This is a genomic window from Actinomadura sp. 6K520, from assembly GCF_004349245.1.
In the GTDB taxonomy this organism is placed as follows: domain Bacteria; phylum Actinomycetota; class Actinomycetes; order Streptosporangiales; family Streptosporangiaceae; genus Spirillospora.
In genome coordinates, this window is the sequence record NZ_SMLC01000076.1 from 1 (window position 1) to 23,992 (window position 23,992).

21 protein-coding genes are annotated in these 23,992 nt (G+C 73.9%); 11 read left to right on the forward strand and 10 right to left on the reverse strand.

The features are described 5' to 3' along the window. From E1289_RS20455 to E1289_RS20470, 4 genes are all read left to right on the forward strand, one after another. On the forward strand, positions 1-1,825 hold a 1,825-nt coding region (locus E1289_RS20455), incomplete at its 5' end, for a substrate-binding domain-containing protein (protein WP_131982503.1). Between the two features lie 154 nt (positions 1,826-1,979). Continuing rightward, positions 1,980-3,131 carry an acyl-CoA dehydrogenase family protein gene (locus E1289_RS20460; protein ID WP_131982506.1) on the forward strand — a complete coding sequence of 384 codons (1,152 nt, stop codon included), beginning with the start codon at positions 1,980-1,982 and terminating at the stop codon, positions 3,129-3,131. A gap of 29 nt (positions 3,132-3,160) precedes the next feature. Then, the gene (gene fabG, locus E1289_RS20465; RefSeq protein ID WP_131982508.1) at positions 3,161-3,916 is read left to right on the forward strand and encodes a 3-oxoacyl-ACP reductase FabG; all 756 of its coding nucleotides are present in this window, start codon (positions 3,161-3,163) and stop codon (positions 3,914-3,916) included. Positions 3,917-3,959: 43 nt separating this feature from the next. After that, positions 3,960-4,568 (forward strand): TetR/AcrR family transcriptional regulator, encoded by a 609-nt coding sequence (locus E1289_RS20470; protein WP_131982510.1) that lies wholly within the window; start codon positions 3,960-3,962, stop codon positions 4,566-4,568. Between the two features lie 32 nt (positions 4,569-4,600). On the opposite strand, the gene E1289_RS20475 is transcribed toward E1289_RS20470, so the two are convergent. Both E1289_RS20475 and icmF read right to left on the reverse strand, forming a co-directional pair. Next, entirely contained in the window at positions 4,601-5,401 is an 801-nt protein-coding gene (locus E1289_RS20475; RefSeq protein ID WP_207929057.1) for a helical backbone metal receptor, read from the reverse strand. 6 nt (positions 5,402-5,407) lie between these two features. Further along, a complete protein-coding gene (gene icmF / locus E1289_RS20480; protein ID WP_131982512.1) occupies positions 5,408-8,626 on the reverse strand; it encodes a fused isobutyryl-CoA mutase/GTPase IcmF in 3,219 nt (1,072 codons plus the stop codon). A 53-nt stretch (positions 8,627-8,679) separates the two neighbouring features. Between icmF and E1289_RS20485 the strand changes: the two genes are divergently transcribed. From E1289_RS20485 to E1289_RS20495, 3 genes are all read left to right on the forward strand, one after another. Then, positions 8,680-9,210, forward strand: coding sequence for a MarR family transcriptional regulator (locus E1289_RS20485; RefSeq protein ID WP_131982514.1), 531 nt, complete (start codon positions 8,680-8,682; stop codon positions 9,208-9,210). 104 nt (positions 9,211-9,314) lie between these two features. After that, the gene (locus tag E1289_RS20490) at positions 9,315-10,130 is read left to right on the forward strand and encodes a tryptophan 2,3-dioxygenase family protein (RefSeq protein WP_131982516.1); all 816 of its coding nucleotides are present in this window, start codon (positions 9,315-9,317) and stop codon (positions 10,128-10,130) included. Beyond that, positions 10,120-11,430 carry an NAD(P)/FAD-dependent oxidoreductase gene (locus E1289_RS20495; RefSeq protein WP_131982518.1) on the forward strand — a complete coding sequence of 437 codons (1,311 nt, stop codon included), beginning with the start codon at positions 10,120-10,122 and terminating at the stop codon, positions 11,428-11,430. Before E1289_RS20490 ends, E1289_RS20495 begins: the two co-directional genes overlap by 11 nt. A 6-nt stretch (positions 11,431-11,436) precedes the next feature. Here the strand turns inward: E1289_RS20495 and E1289_RS20500 are convergent, their stop codons facing one another. Further along, entirely contained in the window at positions 11,437-12,864 is a 1,428-nt protein-coding gene (locus E1289_RS20500) for a DHA2 family efflux MFS transporter permease subunit (RefSeq protein ID WP_243712990.1), read from the reverse strand. Between the two features lie 82 nt (positions 12,865-12,946). Between E1289_RS20500 and E1289_RS20505 the strand changes: the two genes are divergently transcribed. Then, positions 12,947-13,189 (forward strand): hypothetical protein, encoded by a 243-nt coding sequence (locus tag E1289_RS20505; RefSeq protein ID WP_131982520.1) that lies wholly within the window; start codon positions 12,947-12,949, stop codon positions 13,187-13,189. Positions 13,190-13,204: 15 nt separating this feature from the next. On the opposite strand, the gene E1289_RS20510 is transcribed toward E1289_RS20505, so the two are convergent. Genes E1289_RS20510 through moaA form a run of 3 tightly spaced genes read right to left on the reverse strand, consistent with a single transcriptional unit; the run spans position 13,205 to position 15,114 of the window. Then, a complete protein-coding gene (locus E1289_RS20510; protein WP_131982522.1) occupies positions 13,205-13,507 on the reverse strand; it encodes a DUF6457 domain-containing protein in 303 nt (100 codons plus the stop codon). A gap of 48 nt (positions 13,508-13,555) precedes the next feature. Then, the gene (locus tag E1289_RS20515) at positions 13,556-14,125 is read right to left on the reverse strand and encodes a molybdenum cofactor guanylyltransferase (protein ID WP_131982524.1); all 570 of its coding nucleotides are present in this window, start codon (positions 14,123-14,125) and stop codon (positions 13,556-13,558) included. Further along, positions 14,125-15,114 (reverse strand): GTP 3',8-cyclase MoaA, encoded by a 990-nt coding sequence (gene moaA, locus E1289_RS20520; protein WP_243712992.1) that lies wholly within the window; start codon positions 15,112-15,114, stop codon positions 14,125-14,127. Before moaA ends, E1289_RS20515 begins: the two co-directional genes overlap by 1 nt. Positions 15,115-15,257: 143 nt before the next feature. Here moaA and E1289_RS20525 point away from each other — a divergent pair, with 143 nt between their 5' ends. After that, positions 15,258-16,067: an alpha/beta hydrolase gene (locus tag E1289_RS20525; RefSeq protein WP_131982528.1), complete on the forward strand. Its 810-nt coding sequence runs from the start codon at positions 15,258-15,260 to the stop codon at positions 16,065-16,067. A gap of 93 nt (positions 16,068-16,160) precedes the next feature. Here E1289_RS20525 and E1289_RS20530 read toward each other — a convergent pair whose 3' ends face one another. From E1289_RS20530 to E1289_RS20540, 3 genes are all read right to left on the reverse strand, one after another. After that, the gene (locus E1289_RS20530; RefSeq protein ID WP_131982530.1) at positions 16,161-17,354 is read right to left on the reverse strand and encodes an RtcB family protein; all 1,194 of its coding nucleotides are present in this window, start codon (positions 17,352-17,354) and stop codon (positions 16,161-16,163) included. 241 nt (positions 17,355-17,595) lie between these two features. Beyond that, a complete protein-coding gene (locus tag E1289_RS20535) occupies positions 17,596-19,365 on the reverse strand; it encodes a SelB C-terminal domain-containing protein (protein WP_131982532.1) in 1,770 nt (589 codons plus the stop codon). Positions 19,366-19,574: 209 nt separating this feature from the next. Continuing rightward, positions 19,575-20,141 carry a MarR family transcriptional regulator gene (locus E1289_RS20540; protein WP_131982533.1) on the reverse strand — a complete coding sequence of 189 codons (567 nt, stop codon included), beginning with the start codon at positions 20,139-20,141 and terminating at the stop codon, positions 19,575-19,577. A 90-nt stretch (positions 20,142-20,231) separates the two neighbouring features. On the opposite strand from E1289_RS20540, the gene E1289_RS20545 reads away from it, so the two are divergent. Together E1289_RS20545 and E1289_RS20550 are read left to right on the forward strand one after the other, a co-directional pair. Next, complete coding sequence (locus tag E1289_RS20545; RefSeq protein WP_131982535.1) at positions 20,232-21,662, forward strand: MFS transporter; 1,431 nt, start codon at positions 20,232-20,234, stop codon at positions 21,660-21,662. Positions 21,663-21,808: 146 nt separating this feature from the next. Next, positions 21,809-23,692 (forward strand): propionyl-CoA synthetase, encoded by a 1,884-nt coding sequence (locus tag E1289_RS20550; protein ID WP_131982537.1) that lies wholly within the window; start codon positions 21,809-21,811, stop codon positions 23,690-23,692. 22 nt (positions 23,693-23,714) lie between these two features. Here E1289_RS20550 and E1289_RS20555 read toward each other — a convergent pair whose 3' ends face one another. After that, positions 23,715-23,987: a GlsB/YeaQ/YmgE family stress response membrane protein gene (locus tag E1289_RS20555; RefSeq protein WP_131982539.1), complete on the reverse strand. Its 273-nt coding sequence runs from the start codon at positions 23,985-23,987 to the stop codon at positions 23,715-23,717. Positions 23,988-23,992 lie beyond the last annotated feature (5 nt).

Below are 23,992 nucleotides of genomic sequence, written 5' to 3' on the forward strand. Positions count from 1 at the left end.
ACGGCGGCTTCTCGCTCTGACCCCCGCCGGCCCGGCGCACGCCGCCGCCAGACCTGGCCGCAGGGGCCTCCGGCCGCCCCAGCGGATCGGCGGTGTCCTGCTCGGCCCGCTCGCGGGCGCGGTCGCGCTCGTCCTGCTGACGGGCCTCGGCGCGTACGCGCTCACCTCGGCGGACGACGAGTGCTCCGGCGACGGGGCGCTGACGCTCAAGGTCTCGGCGGCGCCGGAGATCGCCCCCGCGGTCATCCGGGCGGCCAGGCGCTTCAACGACGCCCGCCACAAGGTCGCCGGCAGGTGCGCGCGCGCCGACGTACGGTCCGCGGACCCGGCCGCCGTCGCGACGCTCCTGTCCGGCAAGGGCGTCTCCGGCATCACCGAGAAGCCGGACGTGTGGATCCCCGACTCCTCCCTGTGGACCAAGCTCGTGGAGGGGTCCGGCCGGGCCGGGGCCGCCCCGGGCTTCACCCGTCTCGGCGGCATGGCGTCCACCCCGATCGTGCTGGCCATGCCGAGCGGCCTCGCGACGCAGCTGCGCAACCTCGGGGTGCCCGCGCAGCCGTCCTGGAAGGAACTGCTCGCCGCGGCCGGGACGGCGGCGAACGCCGAGCAGGAGCCCGGCGGCGCGCGGGAGAGCGCGATCCCCCAGCGGCTGTTCCGGCTGCAGGTGCCCGACCCCGACCGCACCGCCACCGGCATCGGCACGCTGGTGCTGGCCGACGCGCTGGCGGGCGGCGAGCCGCGGGGGCAGGCGCTGTTCACCGGCGCGGTGCGGACGTTCCGGGAGGGCATCGCCCCGTCGGTCGGCGCGGAGTTCGCGGCGTTCGGGCAGGAGGCGGGCGACCGCCACCCCGTCGCGCTGGCGCCGGAGCAGGCGCTGTTCTCCTACAACGCGAAGCGTCCCGGTGACCTCGCCGTCGCCGTCTACCCGGCCGAGGGGACGGTCTTCCTCGACCACCCGGTCACCGTCCTGACGCGGGACCCGGCGACGCTGAACGCCGGCCGCCTGCTCGGCGGGGAGCTCTCGGCCGAGACCACGCGCGAGGACGTGCGCAGGCTGGGCTTCCGGAGTCCCGACGGCACCGCGCAGGCCGGATTCACCGAGAAGACCGGACTGAGCGCCAGGGCGCCGAAGGCGCTGCCCGCGCCGGACGCGGACAGGGTGGCACGCATCATGCAGCGGTGGGCGCAGCTCTCGCTGAGCATCCGGATGCTCAGCATCATCGACATCTCCGGTTCCATGGACCGGCGGATCGCCCCCGGCGCGACCCGGCTGCAGTCGACGATCCGCACGGCGCAGAACGGGCTGTCGCTGCTGCCGGACGACAGCGAGCTGGGCCAGTGGGTGTTCTCCACCGAGCTGGAGGGCGGCAAGGACTGGCGGGAGCTGGTGAGCGTGGGGCCGCTGAACGAGCGGCTCGGCTCGGCCACCCGCCGCCAGCTCGTGCTCAGCGCGTTCGCGCAGACCAGGGTGAAGGAGAACGGCGGCACGGGCCTGTACGAGACGACGATCGCCGCGTTCGACCACATGAAGCGGACCTTCAAGCCCGAGTACGTGAACTCGATCCTGCTGTGGACGGACGGGAGGGACCAGGACCGGGAGGGTCCGTCCCTGGACGAGACGCTGGAGCACATACGCCTCGGCTACGACACGGAGCGGCCCGTGCAGATCAACATGTTCGGCCTCGGCGACGGCGTGGACGTGGCCGAGCTCCGGCGGATCGCCCGGCTGACCGACGGCGACGCGTACGTGGCCGAGACGCCGGGGCAGGTGCAGGCCCTGTTCCTCAGGGCGCTCTCCCAGCGGGTCTGCGAACCCGACTGCTGATCCCCCGGCCGGCGGGCTCCGGCCGGCTGAGCGGCCCCGGCGGCCGGTGCCCGCCGCGCGACCGGAACGGCACCGACCCGACTCGTATTTGATTCTAGAACTAGATTCGAGTTAAGTTAGCGTTCTGTTAGTCGCGCAGCGAAAGGGGCCGAGCGTGCGCCGCACCGTGTTCGACGAGGACCATGAGGCGTTCCGGGAGACGATCCGGGCGTTCATCGAGGCGGAGGTCGCACCCGTCTACGGCGAGTGGGAGGACGCGGGCCACCCGCCGCGCGACTTCTACAACAAGCTCGGGGAGCTCGGGGTGTTCGGCATCCAGGTCCCCGAGGAGTACGGGGGCGCCGGGGAGACCAGCTTCAAGTACCAGGCCGTGATCTCCGAGGAGTGCGCCCGCGCCGGGGTGAGCTTCGGCGGCTACGGCGTGCACGTCAACCTCGTCCTGCCCTACCTGCTGAAGTACGGGTCGGAGGAGCAGAAGAAGCGCTGGCTGCCGCCGTTCGTGTCCGGCGAGATGATGACGGCCATCGCGATGACCGAGCCCGGCACCGGCTCCGACCTCGCCGGGATGCAGACCACCGCGAAGCGGGACGGCGACCACTACGTCCTCAACGGCGCCAAGACCTTCATCACCGGCGGCGTCCTCGCCGACCGGGTGCTCGTGGTGGCCCGCACCTCCCCCGCCACGCCGGAGAACCGCCGCGCCGGGCTGTCGATCCTCGCCGTCGACACCAAGAGCGAGGGCTACGCGGTCGGCCGCAAGCTGGAGAAGATCGGGCTGCGCAGCTCCGACACCGCCGAGCTGTCGTTCACCGACGTCCGCGTCCCCGCCGAGGACCTGCTCGGCGAGGAGGGCCGCGGCTTCGAGTACCTGACGCACAACCTGGCCGAGGAGCGCCTCGGCATCGCGACCAGCTCCTACGCGTCCGCCGCCGCGGCCGTGGAGTTCGCCCGCAGGTACGTCCAGGAGCGGACGGTCTTCGGCAAGACCGTGTCGTCGTTCCAGAACACCAAGTTCGTCCTCGCCGAATGCGCCACCGAGGTCGAGGCGGCGCGCTCGCTCGTCGACCGCTGCATCGAGGCGCTGGACGCCGGGGAGCTCACCCCCGCCGACGCCGCCATGTGCAAGCTGTTCTGCACCGAGGTCCAGGCCCGCGTCGTCGACAAGTGCCTGCAGCTCCACGGCGGCTACGGCTACATCCTGGAGTACCCGATCGCGCGGCTGTACACCGACGCGCGGGTCGCCCGCATCTACGGCGGGACCAGCGAGGTGCTCAAGACCATCATCGCCAAGGACATCCAGGTCTGAACGGGCCGGTGGACAGGGAAGGGCAGTAAATGACCGACACCAGGGTCGCCATCGTCACCGGCGCGGCGCGCGGCATCGGCGCCGCCACGGCCGTCCGGCTCGGCCGGGAGGGCTTCGCCGTCGCGGTCTGCGACCTCGACGAGGCCGCCTGCGCCGGCACCGTCGAGCAGATCGAGAAGAACGGCGGGAAGGCGCTCGCCGTCGGCGTGGACGTCGCCGACTCCGCGCGGGTCTCCGCCGCCGTGGCGCGCGTCGCCGCCGAACTGGGCCCGCCCGTCGTGCTGGTGAACAACGCCGGCGTCACGCGGGACAACCTGCTGTTCAAGATGTCCGACGACGACTGGGACACCGTCATGGCGGTGCACCTGCGCGGCTCGTTCCTGATGAGCCGCGCCGCCCAGGAGCACATGACGAAGGCCGGGTGGGGCCGCATCGTCAACCTGTCGTCGGTGTCGGCCCTCGGCAACCGCGGGCAGGTCAACTACTCGGCCGCCAAGGCGGGCCTGCAGGGCTTCACCAAGACCCTCGCGATCGAGCTGGGCAGGTTCGGCGTGACCGCCAACGCCATCGCCCCGGGTTTCATCGCGACGGAGATGACGGCCGCGACCGCCGCCCGCGTCGGCGTCGAATGGGAGGACTTCAAGGCCGCCGCGGCCAAGGAGATCCCCGTCCGCCGCGTCGGCACCCCCGACGACATCGCCGGGACGGTCGCGTTCCTGGTGAGCGACGACGCGTCGTTCGTGTCCGGGCAGGTCATCTACGTCGCGGGCGGCCCCCGGGCATGAACCGGGCGGCGCGGGCGGCCGGTCCCCGGCCGGGGAGCCGGCCGTGACCGCACCGCGCACGGCGGGCCGGCCGGGGCCGGCGCGGGACCGCGGCGCGACCGAGGAGTCGCTGCGCGCGGCGGCCATCGCGCTGCTGCGGCGCGGCGGCGTCCTCGCCGGGCTGAACCTGCGGCAGGTCGCCGACGAGGCCGGGGTGAACCGGGGACTGGTCTACCAGTACTTCGGGTCGCGGCGGGCGCTGCTGCGCTCGGCGCTGTTCCACCGGTCCCGCCCCAACGCCGAGGACGCCGTGGACGCGGCGGGCCTGCCGCTGCGCAAGCGGCTGTCCCGGCTGTTCTGGACGAGCCTGCGCAACCCCGAGCCGGTCGTCTTGGCGTCGCTGCTGGTGCTGGACGGCGACGACCGGCCCCGGGTCCTGCTCAACCGGGGCGCCGGCCGGGCGGACCTCGCCGCGGAGGCGGCGCGCGGCGAGCTTCCGGTCGCGGACGTCGAGGCCGTCCAGGCGGCGATCGCGTCGACGATCTACGGGTACACGCTGCTGCGCGAGCACCTGGCGCGGGAGATCGGCCTGCCCGCGGAGGAACTGGACGCCCGCATGGCCGCCTGCGTGGAGGCGATGTTCGCCCGCGCCCCGGCCCGCGACGGCGAGTAGTCCCGGGCGGGCACTCGTTGGCAGGGGCTCGGTCAGCGGACCCGAGCGGCGGCGAGCTGCCGCGCCAGCACCACCGGGGCGTCGGCGAGGGACGGGCCGTACCAGGTGAGGTACCGGCCGTCGACGAGCGCGACGTCGGTTCGGGGGAACGACTCGGGGCCGTCGTCCGCGGTGAAGCGGTAGGGCTCGTCGGGAAGGACGACCAGGTCGGCACCGGCCGCGTTCAGCTCCGCCAGGGGGATCTTCGGGTAGCGCTCGGGGTGGCCGGCGTACACGTTGGACACGCCCAGGCGGGACAGGACGTCCCCGGCGAAGGTGTCGCGGCCGACGACCATCCACGGCCGCCGCCAGATCGGGACGACGGCCGTGCGTGGCGTGCCCGGGGTCACGCCCGCCCAGACGCGGGACGCCTCGTCCAGCCAGCCCGGCACCGGTACGCGGCACGCCTCGGTGAGCACGCGGCGCAGCGACGCCAGCGCCTCGTCCACGGTGCGGATCTCCGTCATCCACACCGCGATCCCGGCCGCCCGCAGCGCCTCGACGTCGGCGGGCCGGTTCTCCTCGGTGTTGCCGAGGACGACGTCGGGCCGCAGCTCCGCGATGCGCCGCAGGTCGGGGTTCTTCGTCCCCCGGACGCGCGGAACGTCCAGGTCCGCCGGATGGGTGCACCAGGCGGTGGCCCCCGCGAGCAGGCCGGGCGCGGTGACCGCGACGGTCTCGGTCAGCGACGGGACGATCGACACGACGCGGCGCACCCGGTCCGGGACGGGGACCGGGTGGCCGGTGTCGTCGAGCCCGATGTCGTCGAGCCCGGTGTCGTCGAGCGGGGCCATCTGCGCCTACACGTTGCGGCGGTACTGCCCGCCGACCTCGAAGAAGGCGTCGGTGATCTGCTGCAGGCTGCACACGCGGGCCGCGTCCATCAGCACCGCGAACACGTTGCCGCGCGACCGGGCCGCGTCCTTGAGCGCGGCGATCGCCTCGCGGGCCTCGTCGCGGTGCGCCTCCTGGTAGCCGCGGACCCGGTCGAGCTGGGCCCGCTTCTCCTCCTCGGTGGCGCGGGCCAGCTCGATCGTGTCCGGCGTCCCGTCGGCGGCGTCGGGGCCGCGGAACGTGTTGACGCCGACGATCGGCAGGGAGCCGTCGTGCTTGCGCTGCTCGTACAGCATCGACTCGTCCTGGATGCGGCCGCGCTGATAGCCGGTCTCCATCGCGCCGAGCACGCCGCCGCGCTCGCTGAGGCGGTCGAACTCCGCCAGCACCGCCTCCTCGACGAGGTCGGTCAGCTCGTCGATGATGAACGACCCCTGCAGCGGGTTCTCGTTCATCGCGAGGCCCCACTCGCGGTTGATGACGAGCTGGATCGCCAGGGCGCGCCGCACCGACTCGGCCGTCGGCGTGGTCACGGCCTCGTCGTAGGCGTTGGTGTGCAGGCTGTTGCAGTTGTCGTAGATGGCGATGAGTGCCTGCAGCGTCGTGCGGATGTCGTTGAAGGCCATCTCCTGCGCGTGCAGGGAGCGCCCGGACGTCTGCACGTGGTACTTGAGCTTCTGGCTGCGCTCGTTGGCGCCGTACCGGTCGCGCATGGCCACGGCCCAGATGCGGCGGGCGACGCGTCCGAGGACGCTGTACTCGGGGTCCATGCCGTTCGAGAAGAAGAACGACAGGTTGGGGGCGAAGTCGTTCACGTCCATCCCGCGCGCCAGGTACGACTCGACGTAGGTGAAGCCGTTGGCGAGGGTGAACGCGAGCTGGCTGATGGGGTTCGCCCCGGCCTCGGCGATGTGGTAGCCGGAGATGGACACCGAGTAGAAGTTGCGGACGTTGTTGGCGATGAACCATTCCTGGATGTCGCCCATCATCCGCAGCGAGAACTCGGTGGAGAAGATGCAGGTGTTCTGCCCCTGGTCCTCCTTGAGGATGTCGGCCTGCACGGTGCCGCGCACGGTGGACAGGACGCGGGCGCGGATCGCGGCGGCCTCGTCCGCCGACGGCTCCCGCCCGTGCTCCTCGTAGAAGGCGTCGAGCCCCTGGTCGATGGCCGTGTTGAGGAAGAACGCGAGGATCGTGGGCGCGGGGCCGTTGATCGTCATCGACACCGACGTCGTCGGCGCCACCAGGTCGAACCCGTCGTACAGGGCCTTCATGTCGTCCAGCGTGGCGATGGACACGCCGGACGTGCCGACCTTGCCGTACACGTCGGGACGCTCGTCCGGGTCCCGCCCGTACAGGGTGACCGAGTCGAACGCGGTCGACAGGCGGGTCGCGGGCTGGCCCTCCGACAGCAGCTTGAAGCGGCGGTTGGTGCGGAACGGGTCGCCCTCCCCCGCGAACATGCGCGCGGGGTCCTCGTTGTCGCGCTTGAAGGGGAACACACCGGCGGTGAACGGGAAGCGGCCCGGCAGGTTCTCGTTCCTCAGGAACCTCAGCAGCTCCCCATGGTCGGTGTAGCGCGGGAGCGCGACGCGCGGGATGCGGCTGCCCGACAGGGACTCCCGGGTCAGGACCGTGCGCAGCTCCTTGTCGCGGATCCGGACGACCTGCTCGTCACCCGAGTACGCCTCGACGACCGCCGGCCATTCCTCGATCAGCGCGGCGTTCTCCGGGGCCACGTCGCGGCGCGCCTTCTCCAGCAGGCCCTCGACCTCGGACGCGTCTTCCAGCTCGGCGCGCACCTCGTCCAGCCGCTGGACGCGCCGGACGGCCTCGGCCTGCCGGACGGTCGCGGCGTGGTAGCCGCGCACGGTCTCGGCGATGTCGGACAGGTACCGCACCCGGCCGGGCGGGATGATCGTCGCGGCGCCGGTGGAGACCTTCGTCGTGACCTCGGGCAGGGCGCCGTCCGCGAGTTCCAGCCCGTGCTCGCCGAGGAGCCCGCCGAGGTGCCGGTAGAGGGCGGTGACGCCGTCGTCGTCGAACGTGGCCGCGCTGGTGCCGAACACCGGCATGTCCTCGGGCCGCCGCCCGAACGCCTCCCGGTTCCGGATCAGCTGCCGCGACACGTCCCGCAGGGCGTCCGCCCCGCCGCGCCGCTCGAACTTGTTGATCGCCACCACGTCGGCGAAGTCGAGCATGTCGATCTTCTCCAGCTGGGACGCGGCGCCGAACTCGGGCGTCATCACGTACAGCGAGACGTCGACCAGCGGCACGATCGCCGCGTCGCCCTGCCCGATGCCGGGGGTCTCCAGGATGACCAGGTCGAAGCCGGCGGCCTTGCACGCGGTGACGATGTCCTCGATGCCGTCGGGCAGCTCCCGGGCGCCCCGGGTGGCCAGCGAGCGGAAGAAGACGCGGTCGCCGTCCAGCGCGTTCATCCGGATGCGGTCGCCGAGCAGCGCGCCGCCGCCGCGCCGCCGGGTGGGGTCGACGGCCAGCACCGCGACGCGCAGCCGGTCCCGCTGGTCGACGCGGAACCGCCGCACCAGCTCGTCGGTGAGCGACGACTTCCCGGAACCGCCCGTCCCGGTGATGCCGAGGACGGGGACGCGCCGCCCGCGCGCCGCCTCCGCGAGCGCGGACCTGTCCTCGTCCGGGAGCCGCCCGGCCTGCAGGCAGGTGATGGTCCGGGCCAGGGCGCGCCGGTCCCCGGCCGGCACCGCGTCCACGGGGACGGGCTCGGCGGCGAGGTCGACGTCGCAGTCGCGCACCAGCTCGTTGATCATCCCGGGCAGGCCGAGCCGCTGCCCGTCCTCGGGCGAGAAGATCCGCACGCCCGCCCCGGACAGCCGGGCGATCTCCTCGTGGACGATCACCCCGCCGCCGCCGCCGAACAGGCGGACGTGCTCGGCGCCCGCCTCCTTGAGGCTGCGCGACAGGTACTCGAAGTACTCGACGTGGCCGCCCTGGTAGGAGCTGATCGCCACGCCCTGCGCGTCCTCCTCCAGCACGGCGTCGACGACCTCGCGCACCGAGCGGTCGTGCCCCAGGTGCACCACCTCGGCGCCCTGGGACTGCAGGATGCGGCGCATGATGTTGATGGCCGCGTCGTGGCCGTCGAACAGCGCCGCAGCCGTCACGAACCGCACCGGGTGCACCGGCGTGTGCAGCTCCCCCGTCACCGTCCCCACCCCAAACGTTGGACATCCAATATTTGGAAGTTAAAATAGTTTGCATGCGCGAGCCGGTCAAGACCGCATACGGTGGGGCGGTGCCGCACACCCCCGACCCGATCTCCGAGGCCCACCGCCAGTGGAGCCTGCGGTGGCCCGACCACGCCGACCACATGGCGGCCGTCACCTCGGTGATGCGGGCGCAGCAGCTCCTGCTGAGCCGGGTCGAGGCCGTCCTCAAACCGTACGCGCTGACGTTCGCGGCCTACGAGGCGCTGCGCCTGCTCGCCTTCACCCGGACCGGGACGCTCCCCATGGGCAAGATGGGCACCCGCCTCATGGTGCACCCGGCCTCGGTCACCAACGTGATCGGCCGCCTGGAGCAGCGCGGCCTCGTCGGGCGCGGCCCCTCCCCCGACGACCGCCGCGTCGTCCTGGCCACCATCACCCCGGCCGGGCGCGACCTCGCCGAGGAGGCCACGCTCGCCCTCAACGAGTCGGGCTTCGGCATCGCCGGCCTGCCCGCCGCGCAGGCCGCGGAGATCACGGCGGCGCTGCGCGCCGTCCGCGTCTCCGCCGGGGACCTCGACTGACCCTGCCGGGGCGCGGACCCGCGGCACGGGCCGGACCGGCCACGGATGCCCGTGATGGCATCCCTTATGCTGCGGACACATCCGTTGTGTCGCAAGGAGGCGTGATGGCGGATTCGCCGACGATGACGTACGGCGGCTACCTGAAGCTCGACGATCTCCTGGCCTGCCAGGAGCCGAAGACCCGGGCCCACGACGAGCTGCTCTTCGTGATCATCCACCAGGTCTACGAGCTGTGGTTCAAGCAGATCCTCCACGAGGCGGACCTGCTGCAGCGCAGGCTGGAGGACGGCAACAGCGCCGGGTCGCTGCACACCGCCCGCCGGATCGCCAAGATCCTCAAGACGGTCGTCGGGCAGCTGGACGTGCTGGAGACGATGACGCCCCGGCAGTTCGCCGCGTTCCGCGACGTCCTCGGGTCCTCCAGCGGGTTCCAGAGCGAGCAGTTCCGCGAGATCGAGGCCGTCCTCGGGCGGCGCGGCTTCCCCGCCTCGGACCTGCGCGGCGACGAGCGGCTCCAGGCCGCGGTGGCGCGCCGGTCCATGTTCGACTCCCTGCTGCGCTACCTGGACGGCCACGGCTTCCCCATCCCGCGCGAGGCCCTCGACCGCGACACGTCCCGGCCGTGGGAGCCCGACCCCGGCGTCCAGGAGGCGCTCCTCGCCGTCTACGCCGACGAGTCCGGGCCCGCCGCCGAGGTCTGCGAGGCGCTGGTGGACGTGGACGAGGGGGTCCAGGAATGGCGGTACCGGCACCTGAAGATGGTCGAGCGGACGATCGGCGCGAAGATCGGCACCGGTGGGTCGGCCGGCGCCGACTACCTGCGCCGCACGCTGTTCACCCCCGCCTTCCCCGACCTGTGGGAGGTCCGCTCGCAGACCGAGGCGCCGGGCCGCGAGGAGGTCCCCGCCGATGGCGGGTGACGGCGGCGAGCGGGTCGCGATCATCGGCGCGGGCCTCGCGGGCTGCCTGCTGGCGGTGCTGCTGGGCCGGCGCGGCGTCCCGGTGACGGTGTACGAGCGGCGTCCCGACCCGCGGGTCTCCGGCGCCGAACGGGGGCGGTCGATCAACCTGGCGATCTCCGCCCGCGGCCTGGCCGCGCTCCAGGAGGTCGGCCTGCGGGACCGGTGCCTCAAGCTGGCCCTGCCGATGCACGGGCGGATGGTGCACCCGCCCGACGGGGCGACGAACTTCCAGCCCTACAGCGCGGACGGCGAGCGCGCCATCAACTCCGTCGGCCGCGCCGACCTCAACCGGTCGCTGCTCGACACCGCCGACGCCACGCCCGGCGTCACGCTCAGGTTCTCCTCGCGCGTCACCGGCGTGGACATCGACGCCGGCACGGTCCTCTTCCAGGACGCCCCGGCCGAACCCGCCGACGTCATCCTGGCCGGGGACGGCGCGTACAGCGCGGTCCGCGGGTCCCTCTGCCTGGACGTCGACACCGATTTCCTGGAGCACGGCTACAAGGAGCTGACGATCCCGCCCAAGGGCGGCGAGTTCGCGCTCGACCCCGACGCGCTGCACATCTGGCCGCGCGGCACCGCGATGATGATCGCGCTGCCGAACCTCGACCGGTCGTTCACCTGCACGCTGTTCTGGCCGAAGGACGACTTCGCCGCGCTCGACACGCCGGAGAAGGTCACCGCGTACTTCGAGCGCCACTATCCCGACGCCGCGGGCCTCATGCCGGGCCTGGCGGACGACTACGCGCACAACCCGGTCGGGTCGCTGGTGACCGTCCGGTCCTGGCCGTGGACGCGGCGGGGCCGCGGCGCCGTCGTCGCGCTGCTGGGCGACGCCGCCCACGCGATCGTCCCGTTCTACGGGCAGGGCGCCAACTGCGCGTTCGAGGACTGCATCGAGATCGACCGGTGCCTCGCCGAGACCGGTGGCGACTGGGCGCGGGCGCTGGCGCGCTACCAGGAGCGGCGCAAGGCCAACACCGACGCGATCGCCGAGATGGCGCTGGACAACTTCGTCGAGATGCGCGACCGCGTGGCGTCCCCGGTGTACCGGGCGAAGCAGGCCGCGACGCACGCGCTGGAGCGCCGCCTGGCCGGTCGCTACGTGTCCCGCTACGAGCTGGTCTCGTTCTCGACGATCCCGTACGCGCGGATCCCGGCGCGGCTCAGGCGCCAGAACCTCGTCCTCGCCGGGGCCGCGGCGGTCGCCGCGGCGGTGCTGGCGCTGGCCGCCCGCCTGTTCCGCCGCCGGCGCTGACCCGGGTCAGCGCCGGGCGGCGCGCCGGTCGGCGACCAGGTCGGCGACGGCCGCCGCCAGGGCCGCGGACACGAGCACCAGGATGACGGCCAGCCCCCGCCGGAACGCGGCCGCCCAGTCCCCGCCCGTCCCGGCGAGGGCGGCGAAGAACACGTAGCCGACGGCGGCGATGCCGACCGCCGTGCCGACGCGCTGGCCGGTCTGCAGCACGCCCGCCGCGCTGCCGCCCTCGGTGTAGTGCACCTCCGACAGCGTGATCGTCTGGTTGGGTGCGATGACGAGGCCGCTGCCGAGGCCCGCCACCAGCAGCGGCGCCGCGATCGCCCACGCCACGCCGCTTCCGGGGTTCAGCTCGACCGCCACCCACGCCGCGCAGAGGCCCGCCAGCACCAGGGCGAGGCCGCCGGCGACGAGCGCGCGCCCGAACCGCGCGACGAGCCGTCCCCCGGCGAGCGACCCGAACCCCGATCCCACCGCGAACGGGGTCATCGCGAAGCCCGCGCCGAGCGCGCTGTAGCCCAGCCCGCTCTGCAGGTAGAGGGTGAGGATGAAGAAGATCGCGGTGAACCCCGCGAAGTACAGCAGCGCGATCGTCGAGCCCAGCGCGTACGAGCGGAGCCGGAACAGCGCGAGGTCGACCATCGGCGTCCGGGCCCGGCGCTCCCACGCGGCGAAGGCGGCGATCAGCACCGCGCCCGCGAGGACCAGGAGCCACTTCAGGTCGCCCCGCCACTGCTGCTCCTGGACGAGCGGCAGCAGCAGGCACACGACGCCCGCGCCGAGCAGCAGCACCCCGAACGGGTCGAGGCCCTGCCGCTCCCCAAGGACGGGGGCGGGCAGCAGCCGCCAGGCCAGCACCAGCGCCACCACGCCGACCGGGACGTTGACGTAGAACACCCAGCGCCAGCCCTCCTCGGGACCGGCGAGGGAGATCAGCCCGCCGCCGAGCATCGGGCCGACGGCGGTCGCGATCCCGATGACGGCGCCGAGCGCGCCGAACGCCCGCCCCCGGTCGGTCCCGCGGAACAGCTGCTGGATGAGGCCCGCGACCTGCGGGTTGATGATGCCGCCCGCCACGCCCTGCACGAGCCGGGCCAGGACGAGCATCAGGACCGACTGCGCGATCCCGGCCAGGGCGCTCGCCGCCGTGAACAGGGCGAGGCCGGACATGAACACGGCGCGGCGGCTGCGGGCGTCGCCGAGCCGCCCGGCGGGCACCAGGACGAGGCCGAACGTCAGCGCGTACCCCGACAGGATCCACTGCAGCCCCGCCTCGGACGCCCGCAGCCCCTCGCGGATCGAGGGCAGCGCCACGTTGACGATGCTGACGTCGAGCAGCGTCATGAACGCCGCGACGAGGCAGACGGAGAGCGCCTGCCAGCGGCGCCGCCGGTCCCAGTCCCGGCCGGAGGTGTCGATGGCCTCGCTCGGCACTGCAGCGTCCTAACCGTGACGTCGATGGATGAAACACGGGCCGGGGGACCTCCGGCGCGGCCCGCTGTGCCACAGTTGGCCGATGACCGACTCCGCTCCGGGAACCGGCCCCGACGAACTGCTGTGCTCCGCCAGGGGCTGCCGCGCCGACGCCGTGTGGGCGCTGCGCTGGAACAACCCGAAGATCCACACCCCGGACCGGCGGAAGATCTGGCTCGCCTGCGACGAGCACCGCGAGAGCCTGTCGGCGTTCCTGTCCCGCCGCGACTTCCTGAAGGACGTCGTGCCCGTCGCCGACCGGGAGGCGCCCCCGGCCGGCGGCTAGCGGCCCCTGGCGGGCTCAGGCGTCGTCGAGGACCGCCTCCCCCGCCGGGCCGCGTTCCTGGCGGGGGACCTCCGCCTTCTCCGCGGCCCCGGCGTTCCAGTTCTCGGCCATCTCCGTCAGCCGTGCGGCCGCGTCCCGCGCGGGCACGCCCCGCCCGACCGCGAGTCCCAGCAGGTACGCCGTCAGCGGCGCGCCGGGCCGCGCGACCCCGTGGGCGACGTCGCGGGCCAGGTCCAGCACCAGGTCGCGGTCGATCTCACAGCGTTCCAGGCCCAGTTCACCGCAGACAGCGTTGATCCATTCCTCAAGCACCGACATGGGTCCCCCTCACGGATGGTCTCGGCGAACCTGCCCACTCTCACACGATCAAAGCAGGCGCTCCGCGGCGGCCAGGTCCGCGGGGGTGTCGCAGTCGAACCAGGCGGGGCGCGTCCCCGCGGGCAGCGCGACCGCGGCGGGGCCGAGGGGGCCGAGCAGCCCGCGCAGCGACGCGCCCGGGTAGGCGCCGAGGGCCGTCCGCAGGGCCGCGGCGCGCCAGCAGCCGGCGAGCCACTGCTCGCGGCCCTCCTCGTCGACCAGCACGGCCCCCGGCCGCTCGCCCATCGCGTCCAGCAGCCGGGTCAGGTGCGCCGGGCGCAGGAACGGCATGTCGGCGGCCAGCAGCGCCAGCCGCGGGGCGCGCACCTCGGCCAGCCCGGCGCTCAGCGCGGGGACCGGCCCGGCGCCCGGCGGGTCTTCGCGGACGAGCACGGCCCCGGGCAGCACGTCCCGCGGCGGGCCCACCACGATCAGCCGGGACGCCCCGGCCGCGGCCGCGGCCGTCCACTCGATCAGGGCGCGGCCGCCGACCGGCGCGGCGGGCTTGTCGGCGCCGAACCGGCGGGCGCGCCCGCCGGCCAGCACGACGGCGTCGAACGGCCCGGTGCCCGGGCCCATCAGCCGCCGATCGCCGACATGGGCCGCGCCGGCTGCAGGAACGACGGGTCGTCGATGCCGTGCCCGGCCCGCTTGGCCCAGACCGCCTTGCGCCAGCGGTCGGCGAGTTCGGTGTCGGTGGCGCCGTTCCGCAGCGCGTCGCGCAGGTTGGACTCCTCGGTGGCGAACAGGCAGTTGCGGACCTGGCCGTCGGCGGTGAGCCGCACCCGGTCGCACGCGCCGCAGAACGGCCGCGTCACCGAGCCGATCACGCCCACCGTCGCGGGGCCGCCGCCCACCGTGAACGACTCGGCGGGCGCGCTGCCGCGGTCGTGCTCGGCGTCCGGGGCCAGGTCGAACTCCGCCGACAGCCGCGCCAGGATCTCGTCCGCGGTGATCATGTGCTCGCGGGTCCAGCCGTGCTGGGCGTCCAGCGGCATCTGCTCGATGAACCGCAGCCGGTAGCCGCGGTCGAGGCAGTACCGCAGCAGCGCGGCGGCCTCGTGGTCGTTGACGCCCCGCATCAGCACGGCGTTGATCTTGACCGGTTCCAGGCCGGCGGCCTGCGCGGCGGCGAGGCCCTTGAGGACGTCGTCCAGGCGGTCGCGGTGCGCCAGCCGCTTGAACGTGGCGCGGTCGAGGGTGTCGAGGGAGACGTTGACGCGGTCGAGCCCCGCCTCCGCCAGCGGTGCGGCGAGCCGGTCCAGCCCGATCCCATTGGTGGTCAGCGAGACCTGGGGCCGGGGGGCGAGCTCCGCCGTCCGGCGCACGATGTCCGGCAGGCCGCGCCGCAGCAGCGGCTCGCCTCCGGTGTAGCGGACCTCGGTGACGCCGAGGTCCCGGACGGCCAGCCCCACGAGCCTCATCACCTCGTCGTCGGTGAGCAGTTCCGGCTTCGGGAGCCAGTCGAGGCCCTCGGGGGGCATGCAGTACGAGCAGCGGAGATTGCAGCGGTCGGTGAGGGAGACCCGCAGGTCCGTCGCGGTTCGGCCGAAGGTGTCGACCAGCACGGGCGCCCCTTTCCTGCTGACCGGCCGTCCGCGGTCGCGGGCGGCCGGGGATTGCGGTCGCACTCTCCACCCTATTCCGGCGGTTGACGTTTCGTCGCCTCACGGGGGACGGTTACGTTGCGTCGACCATCGAGGAGGCCAGCGTGACCACGTCGCGGGAGTGGGAGTTCGCGGGTACGCGGGGTGCGGTCACCGCCCGGATCTGGGCGGACGGGGAGCCGCGGTACGTCGCGGTCCTCGTGCACGGCTACGGCGAGCACCTCGGGCGCTACGACCACGTCGCGGACGTCCTCGTCCGGCACGGCGCCGTCGTCTGCGGGCCCGACCACATGGGCCACGGCCGCTCCGCGGGCGAACGCGTGCTGATCGAGGACTTCGAGGACGTCGTGGCCGACGTGCACACGGTCGTGGAGTCGGCGCGCGGCGACCATCCCGGCCTGCCCGTCGTCATGATCGGGCACTCCATGGGCGGGCTGATCGCGACCCGGTACGCCCAGCTGCACGGCGGGGTCCTCGCCGCGCTGGTGCTGTCCGGGCCGGTCCTCGGCACCTGGCACGTCGCCGAGCGGCTGCTGCCGCTGGACGAGATGCCCGACGAGCCGATCGACACGTCCACGCTGTCGCGCGACCCGGCCGTCGGCAAGGCGTACACCCAGGACCCGCTCGTCTGGCACGGCCCGTTCAAGAAGACCACCGTGCGGGCCCTCGACACCGCCATGCGCCGCATCGGCGAGCACGGCTCCCTCGGTGCCCTCCCCACCCTCTACGTGCACGGAGAGGACGACCGGCTCGTCCCACCGGACGCCACCCGCGCCGGCATCGAGGCCGTCCGCGGCGAAGACCTCACCGAGCGCGTCTACCCGGGCGCGCGCCACGAGGTCTTCAACGAGACCAACCGCGACGAGGTCCTCACCGACGTGACCACCTTCATAGAAGGCCACCTGCCGAAGTAGCCGGCATCCCGGCCGAAGTCGGCGACCGGACGGTGCCGCGCTCGCCCAGCGAATGGTCACGGAGCGAGCGCAGCGGGCCGTCACCGAAGGGGTTCAGCCCTTGACGCAGACGAGCTGGCGGAGGTGGGTGACGACCTCGACCAGGTCGGACTGGGCCTCGATCACCGTCTCCAGGTCCTTGTAGGCGCCGGGGATCTCGTCGATGACGCCGCTGTCCTTGCGGCACTCGACCCCCCGCGTCTGGGCGACCAGGTCGTCCACGGTGAAGTTCTTGCGGGCCTTGTTGCGGCTCATCCTGCGGCCCGCGCCGTGCGAGGCGGAGTTGTAGGCGGTCTCGTTGCCGAGGCCCCGCACGATGTAGGTTCCAGTGGCCATCGAGCCCGGGATGATGCCGAGGTCGCCGGCGCCCGCGCGGATGGCGCCCTTGCGGGTGACGAGCAGCTCGACGCCGCCGTACTGCTCCTCCGCCACGTAGTTGTGGTGGCAGGAGATGGCCTCCTCCCAGCGGCAGCGCTTCCCGGTGAACCGCCTGGTCACGACGTTCTGCGCGAGCGCCATCATGACGGCGCGGTTGCGGCGCGCGTACTCCTGCGCCCAGAACAGGTCGTGGCGGTAGGCGTCCATCTTCGGCGTGCCCGCGATGAACACGGCGAGGTCCTCGTCCGGCAGGTCCCGGTTGTGCGGCAGCCTGCGCGCGGCCTCGATGTGCCGCTCGGCGAGCTCGTTGCCGATGTTGCGGGAACCCGAGTGCAGGACGAGCCAGATCGCGCCGTCGTCGTCCGCGCACAGCTCCAGGAAGTGGTTGCCGCCGCCGAGCGTGCCCATCTGGGCGCGGGCGCGGCCGAGGCGGGACCGCACCCCGCGGTGCAGGCCGTCGAACGCCTCCCAGAAGCCGTACCAGCCGCGCTCCCTCAGGTTCGGCAGCGCGGACGGGTCGACGGGCTCCCGGTGGGAGCCGCGGCCGACGGGGATCGCCTTCTCCAGCCCGGCGCGCAGGCCGGACAGGTCGTCGGGCATGTCCTCGACGGTGAGCGACGACTTAGCGGCGGTCATGCCGCAGCCGATGTCGACGCCGACGGCCGCCGGGGACACCGCGTCCCTCATCGCGATGACCGAGCCGACGGTGGCGCCCTTGCCGTAGTGGACGTCGGGCATCACCGCGAGGCCCTCCACCCACGGCAGCGCGGAGACGTTGCGGAGCTGGTCGAGGGCCTGGTCCTCGACGGCCGCCGGGTCGGTCCACATCCGGATGGGAACGCGGCCGCCCTTGATGGTCTGGTACGGCATGCCTTCTCCTTGATCGACGGGATCCGAACCGCGATCTATGACGCCAGACTAGCCACGCCCGCTTCAACCCGTTTTTGCCAGATCTACTGCACGGCGACCTCGGCCGCGCACGCGAGCGCGTGACCTGACGGTGAGGCGACGCCGGAGGCGAGCCTCACCGGAAGATCGCGAAGCGATGCCGCGCTCGCACAGGAACGGTCACGGAGCGAGCCGCCAGGCGAGCGAAGTGGGCCGTTACTGCTCAAACACCGCGCCGCTCGGTGAGGCCGAGCCCGTCCAGGTGGCGGAGGAGGGCGACGGCGACACGGCGGCTGGTCGCCAGGGCGTCCCCGGCCTGCCCGGGGGTGAACGGCTGCGGCAGGGCGGACAGGATGCGGAGCGCCTCCCGGTCGGCGCCGGGCAGCAGGACGATGGCGTCTTCCGTGCCGTCGCCGGTGCCGTCGCCGGAGGCGGGGTCGTCGATCAGCAGGACGGCGCCCGCGCTCGCCGCGGCGGCCAGGACCGGGCCGGTGAGGCCGAGTTCGGCGAGCCGATCGGGGCCGGGGGCCGCGAAGGGGGCGTCCGCGAGGTCGGCGCGGAGCCGCTGCACGGCCGCCGCCCAGGGCGGCGGCGCGGCGACCGCCGGGCGCGCCTCGGCCCGAGCCTCCGGGGCCGGGGCCGGGGCCGGGCCGTGGACGCGGCCGGCCTCGACGCGCAGCGGCGGCCGGACGAGCGCCGCGACGAGCTGCCGGGCCGGGAGGCCGAGCCGCAGCCGGACGGTCTCCAGCGGGAGCCCCGGGGCGTGCGGGCTCTCGGCGGCGTGCCGCGACGTCTCCTCGGTGAGGCGTTCGAACAGCGCGGCCCAGTGCGCGGGGTCGGCGATCCACTCGCCGTTCAGCGCGACGGCGTCCGGCGGTGCGGCGCACCCCATGACCGACAGCTCGGATCTGCGGAGCACGCCGTGCCGGCGCAGGACGATCGCGCCGTCCGGCCGGTCGGGCCAGGACGCCAGCTCCCGGGCGCGGGCGGCGCCGGCGCCGCGGCGCACCAGCGTCGGAGGGCGCACGTCCAGGACGCTCACCCCGGCGATCGAGCCGCGCTCCGGGTCGCGGAGGATACCGGTGTCGCCGAGGTGCAGGGCGAGCCGCGTGTTCAGCGTGAGGCGGGCGGTGTCGGGCCCGAGGGGCCGCAGCCGGACCGGGACGGCGGCCGAGCCGAGGTGCAGGGTCATCCGCCGCGCGAGCCGGCCGGACGCCTCACCGAAGCGGGTGCGGACGTCCACGCAGGTGGTGTCGGTCCAGGCCCCGGCGGTGACGAGGGCCATGCCGGCGTCCACGCGTCCGGCGTCGCGCAGGGTCAGCACGATCCGCGAGACGCCGCCGACCGATTCGCACGGTTCCCCGGCGCGGCCGATCGTGCGGACGCGGACGCGCGCCCCGGCGGGCATGAGGAGCAGCTCGTCCCCGACGGTGATCGTCCCGGCGGGGAGGGTGCCGGTGACGACGCTCTGCCGCCCGGCGGTGAAGGCGCGGTCGATCCACAGCCGCACCGGGGCCGCCGGGTCGGGGACGGGCAGCCGGCCGGCGAGCCGGTCGAGGGCGGCGGCGAGGCCGTCCATCCCGGTGCCGGTGGCGGTGCTGACGGCGACCGCCTCCACCCCGCGCAGCGCGGTCCCGGCGAGCCGCTCGCGGACCTGGCGCAGCGCGAGCTTCGGGTCGGCGGCGTCGGCCTTGGTGACCGCGACGACCCCGAACCGGACACCGAGCGCGCCGAGCGCCGCCAGATGCTCCCGCGTCCCCGGCATCCAGCCCTCGTCGGCGGCGACGGCCAGCAGGACGGCGGGTGCGGACGCGGCGCCCGCGAGCATGGCCGGGACGGAGCGCCCGCCGCCGGGGACGTCGACGAACGCCACCCGCCGTCCGGAGGGCAGCTCCGTCCAGGCGCCCGGCTCCTCGGGCTCCTTGCCGGTGAGGGCGCGCACGAGCGCCGACTTGCCGTGCCCACCGTGGCCGGCGGTGGTGACGACCTGCATCAGGGGCCCTCCGGGGGCGGGACGCGGAAGGCCGCGCGGCAGCGCTCCGAGCGGGGGGAATCATCGCGGGGGTTGTGCAGACGAAGGTCCACGGAAGGCAACCCTATGGAGGCGGGTGCCCGAGGTAAAACCCGACCGTCCCCACACCGCGGCCTGCAATTTCTCACTGAGTGCACGTAAACCATGAACAGGGAGAAATCGTCGGCGGTTCAGCTCCGGGCGGCCCCGGTACGGCCGGCCGGCGCCGCCGCTTCCGGCCCCCCGGAAGCCGGATCACCGGGGTCCGGATCACCGGCGTCCCGGCCGGCGGCGGTCGCGGCGGAGTGCGACTCGAAGTCGTCGACCAAGCGGTTGACGAGCCCGGCCAGCCGTTCGCGCTCGGCGGGCGACCACGCCGCGAGGGCCTCGCCGATCCAGCGCCGCCCGGAGGCCCGGATGGACTCCACGGCCGCCACCCCGGAGCCGCTCAGCCCGACCCGCAGACACCGCCGGTCGTCGGGATCGGGCACCCGCTCGACGTACCCGGCCCGCTCCAGCCGCTGCAGCTGCCGGGTGACGTGCGGCGCCTCCACGGCCAGCCGGACGGCGAGTTCCCCGGGCCGCATGGGCCCTTCGTGCTCCGCGAGCGCGCGCAGCAGCGGGACGGCCGCGCGGTCGACCGGGACGCCCGCCGCGACGACGGTGCGGTCGTGCTGCCTGAACCGGGTGAGCATGTGCGCGACCCGGCTGATCGCCCGCTCGATCTCCACGATGTCCGGCGGCACCGGTGCTGACATGCCACCAAATCTACCGCTCTACTATTACTTAAGGTAAGTAACAGGATTGCCGATCGGCCGGCCACCGCCGACCGGCCGATGGAGGTACGCATGACGGGCGCCCCGACCACGGCGCGCGAGGCGGCCGGGCGCCCCGCGGCGCGCCCCGGGCACACCGGGCGCACCCTGCTCGCCCTGGCGTTCGCCGGGATGACCGTGGCGGTGCAGCAGACCCTCGTGCTGCCGATGCTGCCCCAGCTCATGCGCCTCTTCGACGCCCCCGTCACCGACGTGACGTGGGTGTTCACCGCGTCCCTGCTGGCCGGCGCCGTCGCCACCCCGCTGCTGACCCGGTTCGGCGACATGTACGGCAAGAAGCGGATGATCCTGCTGTCGCTCGCCCTGCTCGGGACCGGCTCGGTGATCTGCGCGCTGTCCGGCTCGCTCCTCGTCCTGATCGCCGGGCGCGCCCTGCAGGGCGTGTCGGCCGCGCTGATCCCGCTGGCCATCGGCATGATCCGGGACACGTTCCCGCCCGAGCGGGTGACCACGGCGATCGGCGTCGTCAGCGCCACCATGGGCGCCGGCGGCAGCGCCGGGATGATCGTGACCGGGCTGATCGCCGCCCGCACCGACAGCCACCGCCCGGTGTTCTGGATCGCCGGCGCGATGGCCGCCGCCGGGCTGGCACTGGTCGCGGCGGCCGCCCGCGACGTCGGCGTCCGCGCGGGCGGGCGGCCCGACTACCCGGGCGTGGCCGTCCTCGCCGTCTGGCTGATCTGCCTGCTGCTCGGCATCAGCCAGGGCAACCTGTGGGGCTGGACGTCCGGCGGCGTCCTCGGCCTGTTCGGCGCGGCGGCCGTGCTGTGCGCGGGGTGGGTCGTGATCGAGCGGCGCGTCCGCGCCCCGCTGGTCCGGCTGAACCTGCTCGTCGGCGCGCGGTCGCTGCCGGCCAACGTCGTCTCCGCCCTGCTCGGCTTCTCGATGTTCGCCGCGTTCACGCTGATCGCGGGCTTCGTGCAGGCGAGGCCGGAGGAGGTCGGATACGGGCTGAGCGGCTCGGTGCTGGACGTCGGCCTCTACATGCTGCCGAGCACGGTCACGATGCTGGTCTTCTCCTCCCTGGCCGGGTGGATCGCCGCCAGGATCGGCCCCGCGTTCACGCTCGCCATCGGGTCGCTCTTCGCGAGCCTGTGCTACGTGTGGCTGGCGGTGTCGAACTCCCACCCGTACGACATGCTCGCCTTCAGCTCCATCCAGGGGGTCGGCTTCGGCATCGCCTACGCGGCGCTCGGCACGCTCGCCGTCCAGCACGTCCCGATGGACCAGAGCGGCATCGCCAGCGGCATCAACTCGCTGGTGCGGACGGCGGGCGGCGCCATCGCCGGCGCGGTCACCGCGTCCGTCCTGACCGGGCGGGTCCTCGCGGGCACCACCGTCCCCAGCCTCGCCGCGTACGAGCTGTGCTTCTGGATCGTCGGCGCGGGCGCGGCGGTGGCCGCCGCCGTCGCCCTCGTGCACGGCCTGCGCCACCCCCGCTGACCGGGCGGTTCCGCGCCGTCCGGCGCACACGCGGCGGCGGGGGGCCTTGACGAACGGCACCCGGGCCATGCCCTATAGGGGTGGGCCCGAATCGCAGTCCGGGCCGGATCGCAGTCGGGCACGGGACCCGCAACCGGGAGGACGACATGGGCGCCTACGCGGCGGCGTACGAACGCAGCATCGCCGATCCGACCCGATTCTGGGGCCTGGCGGCGCGGGACGTGCGCTGGCTCGTCCCGCCGGACCGGGTCCTGGACGACGGGGCGCCCCCCTTCTACCGCTGGTTCACCGGAGGTGAGCTCAACACCTGCGACAACGCCCTGGACCGGCACGTCGAGGAGGGGCGCGGCGACCAGGCCGCGCTCATCTACGACAGCCCCGTCACCGGGACGGTGCGGACCTACACCTACCGCGAGCTCACCGAGCTGGTCGCGCGGTTCGCCGGGGCGCTGCGGGCGCAGGGCGTCGACCGCGGCGACCGGGTGGTCATCTACCTGCCGATGGTGCCCGAGGCCGTCATCGCGATGCTGGCGTGCGCCCGGCTCGGCGCCGTGCACTCGGTCGTGTTCGGCGGGTTCGCGGCGCGTGAGCTTGCCGTCCGCATCGACGACGCCCGGCCCAAGGCCGTCGTGTCGGCGTCCTGCGGCATCGAGGCCGGCCGGATCGTGCCCTACAAGCCGCTGCTGGACCGGGCGCTGGAGATGGCCCGCCACAAGGTCGACCGGTGCGTGATCCGGCAGCGCGAGCAGCTGCACGCCGACCTCGTCCGCCCGCGGGACGTGGAATGGGACGAGGCCGTCGCCGCCGCGCAGCCCGCCGAGTGCGTGCCCGTCGCCGCCACCGACCCCCTCTACATCCTGTACACGTCCGGGACGACGGGGCGCCCCAAGGGCGTCGTGCGCGACAACGGCGGGCACGCGGTCGCGCTGCGCTGGTCGATGGAGAACGTGTTCGGTGTGGGGCCGGGCGACGTGTTCTGGGCCGCGTCCGACGTCGGGTGGGTCGTCGGGCACTCCTACATCGTCTACGCGCCGCTGCTCACCGGCTGCACGACCGTCCTCTACGAAGGCAAGCCCGTGGGCACCCCGGACGCGGGCGCGTTCTGGCGGGTCGCGGCGCAGCACCGGGTGAAGGCGCTGTTCACCGCGCCGACCGCGATCCGCGCCGTCAAGAAGGAGGACCCCGAGGGCGCGCTGCTCGCCGGGCACGACCTGTCGGCGCTGGACACGCTGTTCCTCGCCGGGGAGCGGCTCGACCCCGACACCTACCGGTGGGCCTCGCGGGTCCTGGACCGGCCGGTCATCGACCACTGGTGGCAGACCGAGACCGGCTGGCCGATCGTGGCGAACCTGCGCGGGCTGGAGCCCCTGCCCGTCAAGCCCGGGTCCCCGTCGGTACCGGTCCCCGGATACGACGTGCGGATCCTCGGGCCGGACGGCTCGGCGCTGCCGCCCGGCACCGACGGCGACATCGCGATCCGGCTGCCGCTGCCGCCCGGGACGCTGCCCACGCTCTGGCAGGACGACGAGCGGTTCGTCGAGTCCTACCTCACCAGGTTCCCCGGGCACTACCTGACCGGCGACGGCGGGCACATCGACGAGGACGGCTACGTCTGGGTGATGGGCCGCACCGACGACGTGATCAACGTCGCCGGGCACCGGCTGTCCACCGGGACGATGGAGGAGGTCATCGCCTCCCACCCGGCCGTCGCCGAATGCGCGGTCATCGGCGTGCACGACGCCCTCAAGGGGCAGGTGCCGCGCGGGCTGGTCGTGCTCAAGAGCGGTGTCCTCGCCGAGCCGGAGGAGCTGTGCCCCGAGCTGATCGGGATGGTGCGCGAGCAGGTGGGGCCCGTCGCCTCCCTCAAGGAGGTCAGCATCGTCCCGGCGCTGCCGAAGACGCGGTCGGGCAAGATCCTGCGGGGCGTGATGCGGGGCATCGCCGACGGCGAGGACGTCACCGTCCCGTCCACGATCGAGGACCCGGACGTCCTGGACGGCCTGCGTCCCGTGCTGCGGAAGGCGACCTAGAGGCGGGGGCCGGTGGCGGGTCCTAGCGGCGGGTCCGCTTGGGCCAGAGCGCCGTCACCACCAGGACGCCGACGACCGCGGCGACGAGCTGCAGGACCGTCTCCCCGAAGCTCCAGCCCTCGCCTTCCGTCACGCCGAACACGTCGGCCAGGCCCGTCCCGGCGAACGCCGCGACGATGCCGGCCGCCATCGCGAACCAGATCGGCATGCTCTCCCGGTCCGGCACGATCAGCCGTCCCAGCGTCCCGACGGCCACGCCCAGGACGACGGCCGCGGCGAGCCCGCCAATGGTCATGTGCG